Origin of the sequence: Novosphingobium sp. SL115, assembly GCF_026672515.1 — a bacterium.
Taxonomy (GTDB): domain Bacteria; phylum Pseudomonadota; class Alphaproteobacteria; order Sphingomonadales; family Sphingomonadaceae; genus Novosphingobium.
The window spans coordinates 2,766,749-2,783,132 of record NZ_JAPPRG010000002.1; the positions used below are offsets into that span (position 1 = coordinate 2,766,749).

The window sequence follows — 16,384 nt, forward strand, 5'->3', positions numbered from 1 at the left end:
TTGCGGGACCGCAGGATTGTCCGAAGCCCCCATCCTCCCCGGGGGGACCAGGAGTTTGAAATGGGTTCTGAACTGCACGAATTCGACGTCGACCCGGCACAGGAAGGCCCGCAAGCCGGTCCTTCGTGGCAAAACAAGCGTTGGCCGATTACCGACGCTGCCGCAGGCGATGACCTGACCCAGGCGATGGACCCGATGGCGCTGAAACTCGCCATCCAGAAGTCCGCCAAGAAGGGTGGCGTGCAGATTGACGAGGCCGCGTTGCAGCAGGCCGCGCTGGATTCGATCCGCGCGATGACCCTGATCCGCACCTATCGCGTGCGCGGGCATCTGGCCGCCAATCTCGATCCGCTGGGCCTTGCCCGCCAGAAGCTGCCGGCCGACATTTCGCCCGAATACCACGGCTTCACCGCTGCGGACATGACCCGCAAGGTCTATCTGGGCGGGGCGCTGGGGCTGGAATGGGCCACGGTGAACGAGCTGGTGGCGATCCTGCGCGCCAATTATTGCGGCCACATCGGCTTTGAATACATGCACATCGCCGACGTTGAAGAACGCCGCTTCATTCAGGACCGTATCGAAGGCGGGGACAAGTCGATCGACTTTACCCCGGCGGGCAAGAAGGCAATTCTTGCCGCGGTGGTGCGCGGGGAACAGTACGAAAAGTTCCTCGGCAAGAAGTATGTCGGCACCAAGCGCTTCGGGCTTGATGGCGGGGAATCGATGATCCCGGCGCTGGAAGCGCTGATCAAGTACGGCGGCCAGCTTGGCGTGCGCGAAATCGTTTACGGCATGGCCCACCGTGGCCGTCTGAACGTGCTCGCCAACGTGATGGCCAAGCCCTATCGCGTGATCTTCCACGAATTTTCGGGCGGCACAGCCAACCCGCTGGACGTGGGCGGATCGGGCGACGTGAAGTATCACCTTGGCACCAGCACCGACCGCGATTTCGACGGCATCAAGGTGCATATGAGCCTTGTGCCCAACCCGTCGCACCTTGAAACGGTCGATCCGGTGGTGCTGGGCAAAGTGCGCGCGCAGCAGGTGTTCCGCGACGATATCGGCGACGATGTGGGGCCAAATGCGCGTCACAAGCAGGTTCTGCCGATCCTGATCCACGGCGATGCCGCCTTTGCCGGACAAGGCATTGTGTGGGAATGCTTCGGCCTGTCGGGCGTGCGTGGTTACAACACCGGTGGCTGCATCCACTTCATCATCAACAACCAGATCGGTTTCACCACCAGCCCGCAGTTCTCGCGCGGTTCGCCATATCCTTCGGACGTGGCCAAGGGCGTTCAGGCACCAATCCTGCACGTCAACGGTGACGATCCAGAAGCGGTGACCTTTGCCTGCAAGATGGCGATCGATTACCGCCAGAAGTTCGGCCGCGATATCGTGGTGGACATGTGGTGCTATCGTCGCTTTGGCCACAACGAAGGTGACGAACCTTCGTTCACGCAGCCGCTGATGTATGCGAAAATCCGCCAGCATCCCGGTGTCAGTGACATCTACTCCAAGCGGCTTGTCGCCGAAGGGGTGATCGACGCCGCGCACAAGGGCGAAGTGGAAAGCCACTTCACCGCGACGCTGGAAACCGAATTCGAAGCGGCCAAGGGCTACAAGGCCAACGAAGCCGACTGGTTCGGCGGTCGCTGGTCAGGCCTGAACAAGCCTGCCGATCCGGTGACGGCACGCCGCAACGTGGCCACCGGCATCGACCAGAAGATGTTCGATAGCCTGGGCCGCACGCTTTCGACCGTTCCCGAAGACCTGACCGTGCACAAGACGCTGGGCCGCGTCATCGACGCCAAGCGCGACATGTTCACCAGCGGCCAGGGCTTTGACTGGGCCACTGGCGAAGCGCTCGCTTTTGGCAGCCTTGTGATGGAAGGCTATGGCGTGCGCCTTTCAGGGCAGGACTGCGGTCGCGGCACGTTCAGCCAGCGCCATGCCGTGTGGGTCGACCAGAAGGACGAACGCAAGTACGTGCCGCTGACGACGCTGCCGCACGGTTCGTTCGAAGTGCTGGACAGCACCCTGTCGGAATATGGCGTGCTGGGCTTCGAATACGGCTATGCCAGCGCCGACCCCAAGAGCCTCGTGCTGTGGGAAGGCCAGTTCGGCGATTTCGCCAATGGCGCGCAGATCGTGATTGACCAGTATATCGCCGCATCCGAAGCCAAGTGGCTGCGCGCCAACGGCCTCGTCATGCTGCTGCCGCACGGATATGAAGGCCAGGGGCCGGAACACTCGTCGGCGCGTCTTGAACGCTATCTTCAGCTTTGCGCCGAAGACAACATTCAGGTCTGCAACATCACGACGCCTGCGAACTACTTCCACGTTCTGCGCCGTCAGATGCACCGGTCGTTCCGCAAGCCGCTGATTATCATGACGCCCAAGAGCCTGCTGCGCCATCCGCTGGCAAAGTCGGTGGCGTCAGACTTCATCGGCGACGGCCACTTCATGCGCATCCTGTCGGACACCAATGGCGCGTCCGACAAGGATACCAAGCGCGTGGTGCTGTGTTCGGGCAAGGTCGCCTATGACCTGATCGAAGCGCGCAATTCGGCAGAGATGAGCGATACGCAGATCATCCGGCTTGAGCAGCTCTACCCCTTCCCCGGCGAACCGCTGGCGCTGCGCCTGTCGCGTATGCCCAATCTGGAAGAAGTGGTGTGGTGTCAGGAAGAGCCGAAGAACAACGGTTCGTGGTTCTTTGTTGAACCGCTGATCGAAGAATCGCTCAAGGCAGCGAAATCGAAGGTCGGACGTGCGCGCTATGCGGGCCGTCATGCCTCGGCTTCGCCTGCTACGGGTCTCGCCAGCCGCCACGCCAGCGAACAGGGCGCGCTGGTCGCCGATGCGCTGGGCCTTTCGGTGCGCGGTGAAATCCGCCGCCAAAAGAAGAACTGACTCAGAAGAACTGATTTTCCTTCTCCCCAAGGAACGCAAGATATGTCGATTGAAGTGAAGGTTCCGACGCTGGGTGAAAGCGTCAGTGAAGCAACCGTTGGCCAGTGGCTGAAGAAGCCGGGTGAAGCCGTGGCGCTGGACGAACCCATCGTCAGCCTGGAAACCGACAAGGTGGCGGTTGAAGTGCCCGCGCCTGCGGCTGGCGTGCTGGGCGCGCTGGTGGCCAATGAAGGCGACACCGTTTCGGTTGGCGCACTGCTGGCGCTGATCGAAGACGGCGTGGCTGCTGCTGGCGCGCAGGCTCCTGCACCGCGCACCGAAGCGCCGGTTGCCCCGGCATCGGCTTCGGAAGCCCCTGCCGTCGCACCGGCAGCAGCGTCGAGCGAAGCCACTGCGCTTTCGCCCGCCGTGCGCCGCGCGGTGCTGGAATATGGCATCGACCCGTCGACCGTCAAAGGCACCGGCAAGGACGGCCGCCTGACCAAGGAAGACGTGATGACCGCAGCGGCGGCCAAGCAGGCATCGCCCGCCCCGGTCGCCACCGCACCTGCCTCCGCTGCGATTGCGGCCCCGGTGGCCGGTCGCAACGAAGAGCGCGTGAAGATGACGCGCCTGCGCCAGACCATCGCCAAGCGGTTGAAGAGCGCGCAGGAAACGGCCGCCCTGCTGACCACGTTCAACGACGTGGACATGACCGCGGTCATGGAAGCGCGCGTCAAGTACAAAGACGTGTTCGAAAAGAAGCACGGCGTAAAGCTCGGCTTGATGTCGTTCTTCGCCAAGGCATCTGTGCTGGCGCTGAAGGATATTCCTTCGGTCAACGCGCAGATCCAGGGCCCAGAAGGCGCTCAGGAGATCGTCTATTTCGACTATGTGGACATCTCGGTCGCGGTTTCCGCACCGAACGGCCTTGTCGTGCCGGTGGTCCGCGATGTCGACAAGATGAGCTTTGCCGACATCGAAAAGTCTATTGCCGATTACGGCAAGAAGGCCCGCGATGGCGCGCTGACCATGGCCGACATGGCTGGCGGCACCTTCACCATTTCCAATGGCGGCGTGTTCGGCGGGCTTATGTCCACCCCGATCATCAACCCGCCACAGTCGGCCGTGCTGGGCCTGCACCGCATCGAAGACCGTCCGGTGGTGCGCAATGGTGAAATCGTGATCCGCCCGATGATGTACATCGCATTGTCGTATGACCATCGCATCATTGACGGACGCGAGGCTGTGACGGCGCTCAAGACCATCAAGGAAGCGATCGAAGATCCTACCCGTCTGCTGATCGATCTCTGACCTGCTGCGCGCCCTCGTGAAAGCGGGGGCCTCAGGCCGGATACACTCTGCCTGAAGGCACCAGGTCCCCGCCTTCGCGGGGACTCAGGAGTTTAGAAAATGGCTGAATACGATTACGACGTCCTTGTCATCGGTGCCGGTCCCGGCGGCTATGTCGCGGCAATCCGCGCGGCGCAATTGGGCCTCAAGACCGCATGTGTCGAAGGCCGCGAAACGCTGGGCGGAACCTGCCTCAATGTCGGCTGCATTCCGTCCAAGGCGCTGCTGCACGGGTCGGAAAAGTTCGACGAAGCCCGCAACGGCACGCTGGCCAGCTATGGCATCAAGACCGGTTCGCTTGAACTCGATCTGGACGCAATGCTGGCACAGAAGGCAGAATCGGTGAAGGGCCTGACTGGCGGCATCGAATTCCTGTTCAAGAAGAACAAGGTGACCTGGCTGAAAGGCTATGCCACGTTCGAAGACGCGCACACCGTTTCGGTCGCAGGCCAGAAAGTTACCGCAAAGAACATCGTGATCGCCACGGGTTCGAGCGTGACCCCGCTGCCGGGCGTGACCGTGGACAACGATGCTGGCGTTATCGTCGACAGCACCGGCGCGCTTTCGCTGAAGAAGGTGCCGGACCACATGGTCGTGATCGGCGGCGGTGTGATCGGGCTTGAACTCGGCTCGGTCTGGCGTCGTCTGGGCGCGAAGGTGACGGTCGTGGAATTCCTTGACCAGTTGCTGCCCGGCATGGACGGCGACGTGCGCAAGGAAGCCGCCAAGATCTTCAAGAAGCAGGGCATGGACATCAAGCTCGGCACCAAGGTTACCGGCGTTGCGGTGGATGGCGGAAAGGCCAAACTGACTGTCGAACCGGCCAAGGGCGGTGACGCTGCCACGCTGGAAGCCGATTGCGTGCTGGTGGCCATTGGCCGCCGTCCGAATGTCGATGGCCTTGGCCTCGACAAGATCGGGCTGGAGCTGAACGCACGCGGCCAGATTGAAACCGACCACGACTTTGCCACTAAGGTGGACGGCGTGTGGGCGATTGGCGACGTGATCCCCGGCCCGATGCTGGCACACAAGGCCGAGGACGAAGGCATTGCCGTGGCCGAGAACATTGCCGGGCTGACCGGCATCGTGAACCATGACGTGATCCCCGGCGTGGTTTACACCATGCCCGAATTCGCGGGCGTGGGCCTGACCGAAGAAGCCGCCAAAGAACGCGGCGAGATCAAGGTCGGCAAGTTCCCGATGATGGCCAACAGCCGCGCCAAGACCAACCACGAACCCGATGGTTTCGTGAAGGTCATTGCCGATGCCAAGACCGACCGCGTGCTGGGCGTGTGGTGCATTGCCAGCGTGGCGGGCACGATGATCGCCCAAGCCGCACAGGCCATGGAATTTGGCGCGACCAGCGAAGACATCGCCTATACCTGCCACGCGCACCCGACCCATTCGGAAGCGGTGAAGGAAGCGGCCATGGCGGTGACGGGCAAGCCCATCCACATGTAATCTGGGCCGCCTTCCGGTAAGAATGGGGCCGTCCTTTGGGGCGGCCCTTTTCATTTGTGCCCTGCCCCTGTCGGCGGTAACCGCAGGGTTTGAATCAAAGGAGTGCCGAGATGGCCATCAAGCTGACCCTGACCGAAGACGAAACCGAAATGCTGATCGATGCGCTGGAAGCGGATCTTGAAGGCTATGTCGAAGCGGCCAAGGAAGCGCGCGGCAACAACAACCGCGAAGACGTGAAGACCTTTACCGAAGCGGGTGAACGCATCACCGCGCTGAAGGCAAAGCTGGAAGCCCTGCTGGGCGAATAATGCGCGCAGCACCATGCCCATGCCCACGCTGATACCCACCACCGACCTTTCGGCGCTGATCGGCGCGCTCGATCTGGCGGGTATTGCCGTGTTCGCGCTGACGGGAGCCTTGCTGGCCGCGCAATTGCGGCAGACATTTGTTACCATGGCGTTTTTCGCGCTGGTGACCGGTGTGGGCGGCGGTTCGGTGCGCGACCTGCTGATTGGTGCGCCCGTGTTCTGGGTGCACGATCCGTGGGTTGCGCCGGTGTGCATGGGCGTGGCGCTGGTGGCATGGTTCACCCCGCATCGCTGGTGGGAAGGCGCCGTGCTGGAATGGGCCGACGCGGCGGGGCTTGGCGCTTATGCGGTGCTGGGCACGGCCAAGGCGCTGGCTTTTGGCGTGGCTCCGGCACCGGCCGTTCTGATGGGGGTGATTACCGGCTGTGTCGGCGGGATCATTCGCGATGTGCTGGCCGGGCGGCCTTCCATCCTGATGCGGCCTGAATTGTATGTCACCGCCGCCGCGCTTTCATCAGCGCTTTGCGCAGGTGGCGCGGCGCTGGGGCTGGCCAATGGCATCGTCTGGCCGGTGGCCGCAATTGCAGGCTTCAGCCTGCGCGGCGCGGCGATTTACTGGCGGTTGGGGCTGCCAGTTTACAGTTCGGAAGAGCGCTGAACAGGCCCTCCCCCAACCCCTCCCGCAAGCGGGAGGGGAGAGAAACGCCCTAGCCGATCATCTCGACCACGACTTTGCCCATGGCCTGCCGGTTTTCGAGCATGGCAATGGCATCGCGGCCTTCTTCTAGCGCAAAGCGGGCCGATACGCGTGGGTTGATCTTGCCCGCTTTCAGCAGAGCGAACAGTTCATCGACCTCGGCCTTGAATGCGGCGGGTTCGCGCGCGGTCCATGCTCCCCAGAACACGCCGCAAACGTCGCACGATTTCAGCAGGGTCAGGTTCAGCGGCAGCTTGGCAATGCCTGCCGGGAAGCCGACGACAAGGAAGCGCCCTTCCCATGCGATGGCGCGCAGGGCCGGTTCGGAATAATCGCCGCCGACGATATCATAGACGATATCCGCGCCATTAGGGCCGCAGGCGGCCTTGAACTGTTCAGCCAGAGCCTTGCTTTGCGCCTTGTCGAACGGCGCGCGGCCATAGATGACCACATCGTCGGCCCCGGCTTCACGCGCGACGGCGGCTTTCTCCTCGCTCGATACCGCAGCGACTACGCGCGCGCCGAACGCCTTGGCCAGTTCCACCGCCGAAAGGCCCACGCCGCCCGCCGCGCCCAGCACCAGCACGGTTTCCCCCGCCTTGATATGGCCGCGATCCTTCAACCCATGAATCGTCGTGCCATAGGTCATCAGCAGCGACGCGCCGGTGGCGAAATCCACCCCATCGGGCAACGGGAACAGGCGGGCAGCGGGGGCGACGATCTTTTCCGCAAGTCCGCCATTGCCGATCATCGCAATCACGCGGTCGCCCACGGACCAGCCGGTTACGCCTTCGCCCAGCGCTTCGACTGTGCCCGCCAGTTCGCTGCCCGGCGCGAAAGGGCGTTCGGGGCGGAACTGGTACAGGTCGCGGATCATCAGCGTATCGGGAAAGTTGATCGAACAGGCGTGGACGCGGACCAGCACTTCGCCCTTGCCCGGCACCGGATCGGGCAGATCATCCAGCACAAGCGTTTCGGGGCCGCCTGCCGCGTGAGTGCGCAGAGCCTTCATTGGTCATTCTCCCTAAGCCATGCGGAATCGATCCGCTTGAGGCCAAGGAAGCAAGTTTTACCGCGCTTGGGAAGTGCTTTTAAGCGTGCAGTTAAGCGCCGCTACTACACCCGTGCCTTTGGCAAGGAACGGAAGGTCGGCGCGCATCTTTGCCTCGTGCGTGGCGATGGCGGCATCGCGCGCCAGCGTAAGGCCCACTTCGTCAAGGCCGTTCAGGAGGCAGTGCTTGCGGAACGGATCGACTTCGAAGCTGAAACGATCCTGAAACGGCGTGGTGACCGTCTGCGATTCCAGATCGATCGACACCGGATCGGTCTGTGCAACTTCCATCAGGCGGTCGACCGCTTCCTGCGGCAGAACAACGGTGAGGATGCCGTTCTTGAAGGCATTGCCGGAAAAGATGTCAGAGAACGACGGCGCGATCACGGCCTTTACGCCCAAATCGAGCAGCGCCCATGCAGCATGTTCACGGCTTGACCCGCAGCCAAAGTTGTCGCCCGCGATCAGGATGGGCGAGCCGGAAAATTCGGCGCTGTCGAAGATATTGTCCGGGTCTTCACGCAAGGCTTCGAAAGCGCCGCGACCAAGGCCCTGACGGCTGATCGTCTTCAGCCACTTCGACGGGATGATGACGTCGGTATCGACGTTCTTGCGGCCGAACGGGATGGCCCGTCCATCGATCTGCTTAACCGGTTCCATGACAGGCGCTATAGCCCGGCACGGCAGGGATGCAATATCCCCATGGCACCGGTATTCATCAGTCGGTTTCAGGATTTTCCGCTGGCGGAGCCTTGGCTTCGGCCTTTTCAGCGCGTTCCTTGCGGCGCGAGGTATAGAGCAACGCGGCGGCAAGCGCTGCCGAGCCAATTGCCGCGCCCGCCATCGCAGCCTTGCCGGTCCAGTCGGTTTTCTTGGTCACGCACAAAACTCCATAGCCCTAGGGCCACCCAAGATTGGCCGGGAGTCACATAAATGCAAGGATCAGCGCAGGAATTTCCGCAGGTTCATCCATTGCGCAAGCTTGGCATCGAACGACAGCGTGGCATGGGCCGGGCTGCTGGACGGCAGGCGCAGCTGGGACAGCGCCCCGATGCCTGCCAGTTGCGGCGCGCCAACGGCAGCAGATTTTGCGCCGTTGAAGGCAACGCATTGCAGCGCAGGAAGCGACGCAGCAAGGTCGGCCAGCGCATTGGGCTGAACTTCGCGGATGGCCGTGTCCAGACTGCCGCTGCGGGTGGCGGATCCGATGGAATCCCACAGCCCCAGCCCATGCGACAACAGATCCGCCAGCCGCGCGTCATAATCCATTGCGGCAAGGTCAACCCCGATCACCGCGCCTGCCAGCCGCCAGAACTGGTTGCGCGGATTGGCGTAATAGCGCGCGGCGGCAAGGCTTGCCTCCCCCGGCAGGCTGCCGAGAATCAAAACGCGGGTGCGGGCATCGGCAACGGGGGCAAAGGACGCTTTGCGGGCCGTCATGCCGGGGCGGGATTGGGCAACGCGGCGGCGGGGGCATCTTCCTTGGCTGGGGTGCCGCAGGTCATGCAGAACCGGAAGAACGCCATCTTGCGGGTGTTGCAGGCATGGCAATGATCGAAAAGGGTCATGCCGCAGTGGACGCAGAAATTGGCCTCGGCATCGCCGGTGGTCGAAATGGGGCGGTCGCAGCCGGGGCAGACCTTGGCGGCCATCTTCTTGAACGCCTCATCATGGCTAACCCGCTTTCGACGCTCCTGTTCAGCTTGCGCTTCCCCTTCTTGCCGCTGGGCCAGATAGGCGCGCATGTTCTTGATAAGAAAGTGCCCGACAGCAAAGGTGAGGACAATGCCAACGGCATAGCGCACATAACCGCCATAGCTGGGCAGATAGGGCACCAGTTCCACGAAGAACACGAACACGGCGGCCAGCACGAAGCCACGCATCAGCGGCCAGTGGTCGCTCTTGCGCTTTTTCATCACCATCCACGCAGCCACCGCAAGCATCGGCAGCGTGAGCAGAAGGCGCAGCGCAAAGACCCGCAGTTCCTGCCAGAACATCGCCCGTTCCTGCGCGGGCCATGCGGCGGCGATCAGATCATTTTCCTGTCCGCGCAGGGCCGTTTCGCGCTGGTCCAGCGGGGCACGTTCATTCTCCAGCGTCGCAATCGCCTGCTGAATGGCGCGTTCGTTGCCTTTAAGCTGTTCCAGTTCGCGGGTGCGTGCAAGGACTTCGGGGTCTTGCTGCGGATTGGTGGTGGCGGTTCGCGCGGCAATCCACGCGCGGAAGGTTTCACTGGCGGTGGTCGACGCGCGCTGCGCCTGATCGAGTTGCAGACGCTGGATTTCCAGCTTGTCGTCAATCCCGGCCTTGTCACGCTCCAGTTGCGCAATCTGGCCACGGACCTGGCGAACAGCGGGTGTATCATCCGCCGGGGCCGCCACGACCTGTTCATCGACCATCGGCAAATCGCCGATCACCAGATTGCCCAAGCCGATGATAAAGCCCGCAAATACCACGGACACCAGCCACAGCACGCCGCGATAGATGCGTTCCGGCACGCGCACGCCCTTGATCATGTCCATGACCCCTGCCCTTATATCCTTGAGGGCGAGGAGGCTATGCCGTCAGGGCAATCTTGTAAATCTAGCGCTGAACAAGAGGGCTGAACGGGTCGCGGGCCTGTTCCCACTGGCTCCATTTGTCGCCAAGGCCGGGATGGTCGATGGCACCTTCCCGCATGGCCGCCGCCGCCTGCGCTGCGGGAAGCGGCGGCAAAGGTCCGCTGTCGCCCATCATCAATTCATCGCCCAGCAGGCGGAACCCTTGAGCGGCAGGGCGATAGGCCTGCACAACGGTCATCACGCTGCCGCCATATTGCACCACGTCGATCACCAGCGCGTCGACATCACCGGTAGGCGTGCCCACTTTTACTTGCCGCGCCACGGCGCAATCGGGCCACTGACTGGCCCCGCCGGTGATGAAGGCGCGGGCAGAATCGTCCTGATCCTTGGCCGTGGCGCCTTCAAACGTATTGAGCGACCGGTTGCCGTCAGCCCTCATGCACAGCGACTGCGGCTGATAATGCCCTTCAGCCGGGAGTTCCGATGTGGTCCAGAAAGCATGGGCCATAAGGAACCCTGCCAACTGAAGCGCCGCTGTCGGAAGCCCGGCCATGGCGGTCAGTCCATCAGCTTGCGCACGTCGGTCAGCTTGCCGGTGACGGCAGCGGCTGCTGCCATGGCAGGGCTGACCAGATGGGTGCGCGCGCCCGGACCCTGACGCCCCACGAAATTGCGATTCGAAGTGGAAGCGCAGCGTTCACCGGCAGGCACCTTGTCCGGGTTCATGCCAAGACATGCCGAACAGCCCGGTTCGCGCCATTCGAAACCGGCTTCGGTGAACACGCGGTCCAGCCCTTCGGCTTCGGCCTGCTGCTTCACAAGGCCCGATCCGGGGACGACCACCGCCCACTTCACATTGTCGGCCTTCTTGCGGCCTTTCAGAATGGCAGCGGCGGCGCGCATGTCTTCGATGCGGCTGTTGGTGCACGAACCGATGAAGATGTTTTGCACTTCGACGTCTTCCATGCGCTGTCCGGGTTCCAGCCCCATATAGGCAAGGCTGGCGCGTGCGGCTTCCTGCTTGGACGCATCGGCAAACGATTCGGGGGCCGGAACCACACCGGTAATCGGCAGCACGTCTTCCGGGCTGGTGCCCCACGTGACAGACGGGGCGATGTCGGCGGCGTCGATCACCACAACCTTGTCATAGGTTGCGCCCGGATCGGTGGCGAGGCTGGTCCACCATGCCACGGCCTTGTCCCAGTCTTCACCCTTGGGCGCATAGGGGCGGCCCTGAAGATAGGCGAAGGTCTTTTCATCGGGCGCGCACAGGCCTGCGCGCGCGCCGTGTTCGATTGCCATGTTCGAAATGGTCAAGCGGCCTTCGATCGACAGGTCGCGGATGACCGAACCGGTATATTCGATGACCGAACCGGTGCCGCCCGCCGCGCCCAGCACGCCGGTGATGTGCAGCACCACATCCTTGGCGCTGACGCCGGGCAGCAAATCGCCTTCGACGCGCACTTCCATGGTCTTCGACTGCTTCAGCAGCAGGGTTTGCGTGGCCAGCACATGCTCAACCTCGCTGGTGCCGATGCCGAATGCCAGCGCGCCCAGCCCGCCGTGGCAGGCGGTGTGGCTGTCACCGCAAACGATGGTGGCGCCGGGCAGCGAAAACGCCTGTTCCGGCCCGACGACATGAACGATGCCCTGCTCCACATCGGCATCACCGATATAGCGGATGCCAAATTCGGGCGCATTGCGTTCCAGCGCTTCAAGCTGCTGCGCCGATTCAGGATCGGCAATGGGCACTCGCGCGCCAGTGGCAGTGCGCCGGGCCGTGGTGGGCAGGTTGTGGTCCGGCACCGCCAGCGTCAGATCGGGACGGCGCACCTTGCGGCCCGATGTGCGAAGCGATTCAAACGCCTGCGGGCTGGTCACTTCGTGAACGAGGTGACGGTCAATATAGATCAGGCAGGTGCCATCATCACGGCGTTCAACGACGTGGGCGTCCCAGATTTTCTGGTAAAGCGTGCGGGGTGCATTGTTCGACATAGCCCAAGCGGTTAGGCCCGCCCCTTCTGCAATTCAAGCAGGAAAGGGCGGGCCATTCGCTGTGCGGACGTAATTTTCTTGCGCCCGCGTGGTGTTTTAGCCCCGGCGACCGTCACGATCCCACTTTTCCGCATGAAGGCGCGAGTTAATTGTGGCGACCCGACGTTCCAGAGTGCGATATTCGTTCATCGACAAGCCCCGGTTGGCATAGCGGGTGTAGGTCTGCTTGATATCGCGGGCGTCACGACGCAGCCCCTGCGCTTCGCGCGGGGAAATGGCGCGATTGGACTGCGCGCGCTGGATACGGGCATCAAGCGCATAGATATCGCGGCGGATTTCGGCATTGCGCGCGGGCGTCAGATACGATGCTTCGGCGCGGTTGCCGCCGGGATAACGATCATTGTCACGAGCAAGCGCTGGGGTGGCAATGCCTGCGGCCAACAGGGCGGGAAGGACGGCGGCGAGAATGGTCTTGCGCATTTCAAATCTCCTGAAAGACATTTGTTGACGCAGTGTTTTGCGTTGAAGCCAAATTGCCCTTCCCCGGCTGAACGCCAGCGAAACGACCCGTCGCGACTTTCGGGCAAAGTGTAAGAATGTGTCGCGGGCCGCGATGAGGCGGTGTAAAGGCGGGGCATGTCGATATTGGTCCCCGCATTGGTCGTCGTTGCCACCGTCATCGCCATGGAATGCATCGCGTGGTCCAGCCACAAATACATCATGCACGGCTTCGGCTGGGGCTGGCACCGCGATCACCACGAACCGCATGACGGTTTTCTGGAAAAGAACGATCTCTACGCCATCGTCGGTGCCGCCATGTCGATTGGCATGTTTGCAGTGGGCAGCCCCATGATTATGGGCAACAGCGCATGGTGGCCGGGCACATGGATTGGCCTTGGCGTGCTGATCTATGGCGTGATCTATACGCTGGTCCACGACGGCCTTGTCCACCAACGCTGGTTCCGCTGGGTGCCCAAGCGCGGCTATGCCAAGCGGCTGGTGCAGGCCCATAAATTGCACCACGCCACCATCGGCAAGGAAGGCGGCGTCAGCTTCGGCTTCGTTTTCGCGCGCGATCCGGCAAAGTTGAAGCAGGAATTGCGGGTGCAGCGGGAGCGCGGGATTGCAGTGCTGAGGGAAGCCGTGGAGTAGCTATTCCGCCCGCGTCCAGATCCATGTGCCGGTGATGGCCATGACGCCTGCGGGGATCAGCACCCACGGCCAGCCTGCTGTTACCGCCGTAAGCGCAACACCTGCAGCCATGGCGATCAGTGCGCCTTTTTTGGCGCGACGCGAAATCGCGCGGCGGGTTCGCCATTGGCGCAAGGGTGGACCGTAGCGGGGGTGGTCGAGCAGGCGTTGTTCCCACGCCGGGTTTGACCGGGCGAAACAGAAGGCGGCCAGCAGCAAAAACGGCACCGTGGGCAGGATTGGCAGGAAAGCGCCGATTGCACCTAGTGCAACGCTTATGACACCGCCTGCAAGATAGAGGTGGCGGCGCATGGGTTTCGCGCTGTGCCTTTCAGGCCGCTGCGGCCAGGCGGCCCGCATGTTCACGCACCAGCGCGATCATGTTGGGCACGCCCTGCGTGCGGTTGGATGAAAGCTGCTTTTTCAGATCGAACGGGGCGAGCGCCTCGGCAATATCGGTTTGTGCAACCTCTTGTGCCGGACAGTCCTGCACCACAGACAGCACCAGTGCGACAATGCCCTTGGTGATGGCGGCGTTGCTGTCTGCGAGAAAATGCAAGCCGCCATCTGCGCCTTGCGTGGGATAGACCCAAACGCTGGCCGAACAGCCGCGCACCAGAGTCGCGTCGGTCTTCAGCGCATCGGGCATGGGTTCAAGTTCACGGCCCAGCTCGATCAGCAGGCGATAGCGTTCATCACCATCGAGAAATTCGTACTCTTCCAGAATGTCATCGAGTTTGCGCATGATTCGCATCTAGCGGGCGCTTGCGGCGGCGTCCACCGCCTACGGACTAGAGATCAACCCCGGCCGCGATGGCTTCCAGCTTGCGCAGGCGTTCACGCATATCGGCAAGGTCGATCAGGCTGGCTGTGTCGCCCGTTTCGCTGCGTTCGAGTTCCAGACGTTTTAGCGCCAGCCAGCCATCCCAGCCGCGCAGGGCCGCCATCGCGATCATGCCAAGGCCGGTCAGCGCGGACAATGATAAGACAATATCGGAAGTCATATCGGCAACTCCCTTGAAAGGGTGGGTTTATTGATCGCGCAGCGATTCGATCTCGCGCGAGAGGCGGCGGGTTTCGCCATCGTCGGTGGCAATGCGTTCCAGCACTTCAAGCCGCTTGCGCATTTCGGCCACTTCGCGTTCAAGGCTGGCGGTATAGGCCTGATCGACCGGTGGCTGATCGTGATGGATATGGCGCGCGCTGTCGCGGTTCATGCGGATGCGGGCAAACGCGATGATCGCGACAATGGCGACGACGGCGCTCCAGAATGACATTGCGTGCGGTTCCTCAATTCACCTTGGCGTCGCGCAGACCTTCGATCTGCAGCGCAAGGTCGGATTTGTTGTCGATGGCGATGCGTTCCAGAACGCGGACACGCTGTTCCAGCCGTTCGGCCTGCGCGGCATATTGCGCGGCCTTTTCGGCGGTCTGCTTTGACAGCAGTTCAAGTTCGCGTTCCCGAAAGGCAAGGCGGCGCTTGTAGATGTCCGAGCCAACGCCCAGCACAATCGGCACCACGATAAGCATGAAGGCCAGTGCCAGAATCATATCTTCGTTCATGGCTGCCCTCCCTGCGCGGGCCGTTCCGTCCGCAGCGCCTCGATCTGTCCGGCCACATCGAAACCGCGATCGGTGACGATGGCTTCAACATTGGCAAGGCGCTGGTGGGTGACTTCAAGCTGCTGGCGCAGCGCCGCATTTTCATCCCGCAACTGAGCCATCGCCTGATCGTCGGCACGCAGCGTCTTGCCGCCCCATTCGTCTTCCAGCGCATAGCCATGGCGCGCACGGATCCAGTTGTTGACGATCCAGCCGCCGGTGGAGATGGCGATGATCGCCAAGACGAATTCAGGCCCGCCCCAGTTCATTGCGCCCTCCTGTCTTCCAGCACAGCGCTATCACGGCGCAGCGCTTCGATCTGGGCGGCGGTGTCGAACCCCTTGTCGGTGACGATGCGTTCCAGCACACGGACGCGCTGTTCGAGTTCCTGTGTATGCGCGGCATATTGCGCCGCTTTTTCAGCGCTCAGTTCAGCCGTCGCGTTGATCTGCATCTCGGCGATCTTCTGGCGATGTTTCGTCCAGATCGCGACGATTGGAATGCACAGCGCGATGATCGGGATCAGCGGGCCAAGTTGGTCAGGTCCCATTGGTTCAGTCCCCCTCAGGACAGTTCAGGTGCTGTTCGGGTAAGCTTGGCAGACTTCAGCGCAGCTTCTCGATTTCGGCCGAAAGGCGCGGGTTCGAGTTCACGTAGAAGCTTTCCACATCGGCCAGACGGCGATCGATATCGCGGAAGCTGGCGCGGACTTCGCGGGCGGTGCGGGCTGGCGACTGGCGGACGCGCTGCCAGAACTGCTGCTCCTGCCGGTCACCGTAAAGATGGCCCGGCTTTTTCGGGGCCAGCATGCCCAGCGCGAAGTAAACCAGGAAAGGCCAGCCCATGGAAAAGGCCAGGACCAAAAAGCCAAGCCGAACCCAGAGCACATCTACCCCGGTATAGTCGGCAACCCCGGCGCAGACGCCCATGAACTTGCCATTGGCCTTGTCGCGGTAAAAGCGGGTGCGCTGGCTGTTCACTTGGTGGTCCTTCCCTGTTCGGCGAACATCCGATCGAGTTCGCGCAGTTTCTGATTGTCGGTTTCGCGGTTGTGCAGAATGCGGGCGGGTTTGAAATCCGGGTTGTCCGAAGCGACCAGCCGCTCAACCGTATCCATGCGTTCATCAAGACGGCGGGCAAGCTGATAGAGTTCGTCCAGCAGCGCCTCATCCCCGTTGGTCAGCGTGGCGGCGGTCTTCCATTTAGTAATATAGTGGAAGATGATCCACGGCAGGCCCAGAAAGATGGACACGATGGCAACGTAGTCTTCCAT

At 62.3% G+C, this 16,384-nt stretch carries 23 protein-coding genes; 6 read left to right on the forward strand and 17 right to left on the reverse strand.

Annotation, left to right across the window (positions count from 1 at the left end; all coding sequences use genetic code 11):
* The first annotated feature begins 60 nt into the window (after positions 1 to 60).
* The 5 genes from OVA07_RS14845 to OVA07_RS14865 all read left to right on the forward strand — a co-directional run bounded on the left by OVA07_RS14845 (position 61) and on the right by OVA07_RS14865 (position 6,672).
* Positions 61 to 2,913 carry a 2-oxoglutarate dehydrogenase E1 component gene (locus OVA07_RS14845; RefSeq protein WP_268172259.1) on the forward strand — a complete coding sequence of 951 codons (2,853 nt, stop codon included), beginning with the start codon at positions 61 to 63 and terminating at the stop codon, positions 2,911 to 2,913.
* Between the two features lie 42 nt (positions 2,914 to 2,955).
* Entirely contained in the window at positions 2,956 to 4,206 is a 1,251-nt protein-coding gene (gene odhB / locus OVA07_RS14850) for a 2-oxoglutarate dehydrogenase complex dihydrolipoyllysine-residue succinyltransferase (protein WP_268172260.1), read from the forward strand.
* 99 nt (positions 4,207 to 4,305) lie between these two features.
* Entirely contained in the window at positions 4,306 to 5,706 is a 1,401-nt protein-coding gene (gene lpdA / locus OVA07_RS14855) for a dihydrolipoyl dehydrogenase (protein WP_268172262.1), read from the forward strand.
* 110 nt (positions 5,707 to 5,816) lie between these two features.
* A complete protein-coding gene (locus OVA07_RS14860; RefSeq protein WP_268172263.1) occupies positions 5,817 to 6,014 on the forward strand; it encodes a hypothetical protein in 198 nt (65 codons plus the stop codon).
* Positions 6,015 to 6,033: 19 nt separating this feature from the next.
* On the forward strand, positions 6,034 to 6,672 hold the full coding sequence (locus tag OVA07_RS14865) for a trimeric intracellular cation channel family protein (RefSeq protein ID WP_268172264.1): 639 nt from the start codon (positions 6,034 to 6,036) through the stop codon (positions 6,670 to 6,672).
* 49 nt (positions 6,673 to 6,721) lie between these two features.
* On the opposite strand, the gene OVA07_RS14870 is transcribed toward OVA07_RS14865, so the two are convergent.
* The 8 genes from OVA07_RS14870 to OVA07_RS14905 form a co-directional block, all read right to left on the reverse strand.
* Positions 6,722 to 7,723, reverse strand: a complete 1,002-nt coding sequence (locus tag OVA07_RS14870; RefSeq protein WP_268172265.1) for an NADPH:quinone oxidoreductase family protein — start codon at positions 7,721 to 7,723, stop codon at positions 6,722 to 6,724.
* A 57-nt stretch (positions 7,724 to 7,780) separates the two neighbouring features.
* A complete protein-coding gene (gene leuD / locus OVA07_RS14875; protein ID WP_268172266.1) occupies positions 7,781 to 8,422 on the reverse strand; it encodes a 3-isopropylmalate dehydratase small subunit in 642 nt (213 codons plus the stop codon).
* A gap of 58 nt (positions 8,423 to 8,480) precedes the next feature.
* Positions 8,481 to 8,642 (reverse strand): hypothetical protein, encoded by a 162-nt coding sequence (locus OVA07_RS14880; protein WP_268172739.1) that lies wholly within the window; start codon positions 8,640 to 8,642, stop codon positions 8,481 to 8,483.
* A gap of 62 nt (positions 8,643 to 8,704) precedes the next feature.
* Complete coding sequence (locus tag OVA07_RS14885) at positions 8,705 to 9,202, reverse strand: DNA-deoxyinosine glycosylase (protein WP_268172267.1); 498 nt, start codon at positions 9,200 to 9,202, stop codon at positions 8,705 to 8,707.
* Positions 9,199 to 10,284 carry a zinc ribbon domain-containing protein gene (locus tag OVA07_RS14890; protein ID WP_268172268.1) on the reverse strand — a complete coding sequence of 362 codons (1,086 nt, stop codon included), beginning with the start codon at positions 10,282 to 10,284 and terminating at the stop codon, positions 9,199 to 9,201. Before OVA07_RS14890 ends, OVA07_RS14885 begins: the two co-directional genes overlap by 4 nt.
* A gap of 61 nt (positions 10,285 to 10,345) precedes the next feature.
* A complete protein-coding gene (locus OVA07_RS14895) occupies positions 10,346 to 10,876 on the reverse strand; it encodes a hypothetical protein (RefSeq protein WP_268172269.1) in 531 nt (176 codons plus the stop codon).
* Positions 10,877 to 10,881: 5 nt separating this feature from the next.
* The gene (leuC, locus tag OVA07_RS14900) at positions 10,882 to 12,318 is read right to left on the reverse strand and encodes a 3-isopropylmalate dehydratase large subunit (protein WP_268172270.1); all 1,437 of its coding nucleotides are present in this window, start codon (positions 12,316 to 12,318) and stop codon (positions 10,882 to 10,884) included.
* 96 nt (positions 12,319 to 12,414) lie between these two features.
* Positions 12,415 to 12,798, reverse strand: a complete 384-nt coding sequence (locus tag OVA07_RS14905; protein WP_268172271.1) for a hypothetical protein — start codon at positions 12,796 to 12,798, stop codon at positions 12,415 to 12,417.
* Positions 12,799 to 12,954: 156 nt separating this feature from the next.
* Between OVA07_RS14905 and OVA07_RS14910 the strand changes: the two genes are divergently transcribed.
* Positions 12,955 to 13,470: a sterol desaturase family protein gene (locus tag OVA07_RS14910; protein ID WP_268172272.1), complete on the forward strand. Its 516-nt coding sequence runs from the start codon at positions 12,955 to 12,957 to the stop codon at positions 13,468 to 13,470.
* On the opposite strand, the gene OVA07_RS14915 is transcribed toward OVA07_RS14910, so the two are convergent.
* The 9 genes from OVA07_RS14915 to pspB are packed head-to-tail and all read right to left on the reverse strand — an operon-like array spanning position 13,471 to position 16,384.
* The gene (locus tag OVA07_RS14915; RefSeq protein ID WP_268172273.1) at positions 13,471 to 13,821 is read right to left on the reverse strand and encodes a YbaN family protein; all 351 of its coding nucleotides are present in this window, start codon (positions 13,819 to 13,821) and stop codon (positions 13,471 to 13,473) included.
* A gap of 19 nt (positions 13,822 to 13,840) precedes the next feature.
* Positions 13,841 to 14,254, reverse strand: coding sequence for a SufE family protein (locus OVA07_RS14920; RefSeq protein WP_268172274.1), 414 nt, complete (start codon positions 14,252 to 14,254; stop codon positions 13,841 to 13,843).
* Positions 14,255 to 14,300: 46 nt separating this feature from the next.
* On the reverse strand, positions 14,301 to 14,513 hold the full coding sequence (locus tag OVA07_RS14925; protein WP_268172275.1) for a hypothetical protein: 213 nt from the start codon (positions 14,511 to 14,513) through the stop codon (positions 14,301 to 14,303).
* Between the two features lie 27 nt (positions 14,514 to 14,540).
* Positions 14,541 to 14,786: a hypothetical protein gene (locus OVA07_RS14930; protein ID WP_268172276.1), complete on the reverse strand. Its 246-nt coding sequence runs from the start codon at positions 14,784 to 14,786 to the stop codon at positions 14,541 to 14,543.
* Positions 14,787 to 14,799: 13 nt separating this feature from the next.
* Entirely contained in the window at positions 14,800 to 15,072 is a 273-nt protein-coding gene (locus tag OVA07_RS14935; RefSeq protein WP_268172277.1) for a hypothetical protein, read from the reverse strand.
* Positions 15,069 to 15,380, reverse strand: coding sequence for a hypothetical protein (locus OVA07_RS14940; protein ID WP_268172278.1), 312 nt, complete (start codon positions 15,378 to 15,380; stop codon positions 15,069 to 15,071). The genes OVA07_RS14935 and OVA07_RS14940 overlap by 4 nt, the downstream gene beginning before the upstream one ends.
* Positions 15,377 to 15,661, reverse strand: a complete 285-nt coding sequence (locus tag OVA07_RS14945) for a hypothetical protein (RefSeq protein ID WP_268172279.1) — start codon at positions 15,659 to 15,661, stop codon at positions 15,377 to 15,379. Before OVA07_RS14945 ends, OVA07_RS14940 begins: the two co-directional genes overlap by 4 nt.
* Before the next feature lie 55 nt (positions 15,662 to 15,716).
* Positions 15,717 to 16,091 carry an envelope stress response membrane protein PspC gene (gene pspC / locus OVA07_RS14950; protein ID WP_268172280.1) on the reverse strand — a complete coding sequence of 125 codons (375 nt, stop codon included), beginning with the start codon at positions 16,089 to 16,091 and terminating at the stop codon, positions 15,717 to 15,719.
* A complete protein-coding gene (gene pspB / locus OVA07_RS14955) occupies positions 16,088 to 16,384 on the reverse strand; it encodes an envelope stress response membrane protein PspB (RefSeq protein WP_268172281.1) in 297 nt (98 codons plus the stop codon). The genes pspC and pspB overlap by 4 nt, the downstream gene beginning before the upstream one ends.

Excerpts from the sequence above, each read along its gene's own strand:
- leuD (WP_268172266.1), bottom strand. The coding sequence starts at position 8,422 with ATGGAACCGGTTAAGCAGATCGATGGACGGGCCATCCCGTTCGGCCGC.
- OVA07_RS14895 (WP_268172269.1), bottom strand. The coding sequence starts at position 10,876 with ATGGCCGGGCTTCCGACAGCGGCGCTTCAGTTGGCAGGGTTCCTTATG.
- leuC (WP_268172270.1), bottom strand. The coding sequence starts at position 12,318 with ATGTCGAACAATGCACCCCGCACGCTTTACCAGAAAATCTGGGACGCC.
- OVA07_RS14870 (WP_268172265.1), bottom strand. The coding sequence starts at position 7,723 with ATGAAGGCTCTGCGCACTCACGCGGCAGGCGGCCCCGAAACGCTTGTG.
- OVA07_RS14925 (WP_268172275.1), bottom strand. The coding sequence starts at position 14,513 with ATGACTTCCGATATTGTCTTATCATTGTCCGCGCTGACCGGCCTTGGC.
- OVA07_RS14940 (WP_268172278.1), bottom strand. The coding sequence starts at position 15,380 with ATGAACTGGGGCGGGCCTGAATTCGTCTTGGCGATCATCGCCATCTCC.
- OVA07_RS14945 (WP_268172279.1), bottom strand. The coding sequence starts at position 15,661 with ATGGGACCTGACCAACTTGGCCCGCTGATCCCGATCATCGCGCTGTGC.
- pspB (WP_268172281.1), bottom strand. The coding sequence starts at position 16,384 with ATGGAAGACTACGTTGCCATCGTGTCCATCTTTCTGGGCCTGCCGTGG.
- OVA07_RS14910 (WP_268172272.1), top strand. The coding sequence starts at position 12,955 with ATGTCGATATTGGTCCCCGCATTGGTCGTCGTTGCCACCGTCATCGCC.
- OVA07_RS14930 (WP_268172276.1), bottom strand. The coding sequence starts at position 14,786 with ATGTCATTCTGGAGCGCCGTCGTCGCCATTGTCGCGATCATCGCGTTT.
- OVA07_RS14915 (WP_268172273.1), bottom strand. The coding sequence starts at position 13,821 with ATGCGCCGCCACCTCTATCTTGCAGGCGGTGTCATAAGCGTTGCACTA.
- OVA07_RS14860 (WP_268172263.1), top strand. The coding sequence starts at position 5,817 with ATGGCCATCAAGCTGACCCTGACCGAAGACGAAACCGAAATGCTGATC.
- OVA07_RS14905 (WP_268172271.1), bottom strand. The coding sequence starts at position 12,798 with ATGCGCAAGACCATTCTCGCCGCCGTCCTTCCCGCCCTGTTGGCCGCA.
- lpdA (WP_268172262.1), top strand. The coding sequence starts at position 4,306 with ATGGCTGAATACGATTACGACGTCCTTGTCATCGGTGCCGGTCCCGGC.
- OVA07_RS14935 (WP_268172277.1), bottom strand. The coding sequence starts at position 15,072 with ATGAACGAAGATATGATTCTGGCACTGGCCTTCATGCTTATCGTGGTG.
- OVA07_RS14865 (WP_268172264.1), top strand. The coding sequence starts at position 6,034 with ATGCCCACGCTGATACCCACCACCGACCTTTCGGCGCTGATCGGCGCG.
- odhB (WP_268172260.1), top strand. The coding sequence starts at position 2,956 with ATGTCGATTGAAGTGAAGGTTCCGACGCTGGGTGAAAGCGTCAGTGAA.
- OVA07_RS14845 (WP_268172259.1), top strand. The coding sequence starts at position 61 with ATGGGTTCTGAACTGCACGAATTCGACGTCGACCCGGCACAGGAAGGC.
- OVA07_RS14885 (WP_268172267.1), bottom strand. The coding sequence starts at position 9,202 with ATGACGGCCCGCAAAGCGTCCTTTGCCCCCGTTGCCGATGCCCGCACC.
- OVA07_RS14890 (WP_268172268.1), bottom strand. The coding sequence starts at position 10,284 with ATGGACATGATCAAGGGCGTGCGCGTGCCGGAACGCATCTATCGCGGC.
- OVA07_RS14920 (WP_268172274.1), bottom strand. The coding sequence starts at position 14,254 with ATGCGCAAACTCGATGACATTCTGGAAGAGTACGAATTTCTCGATGGT.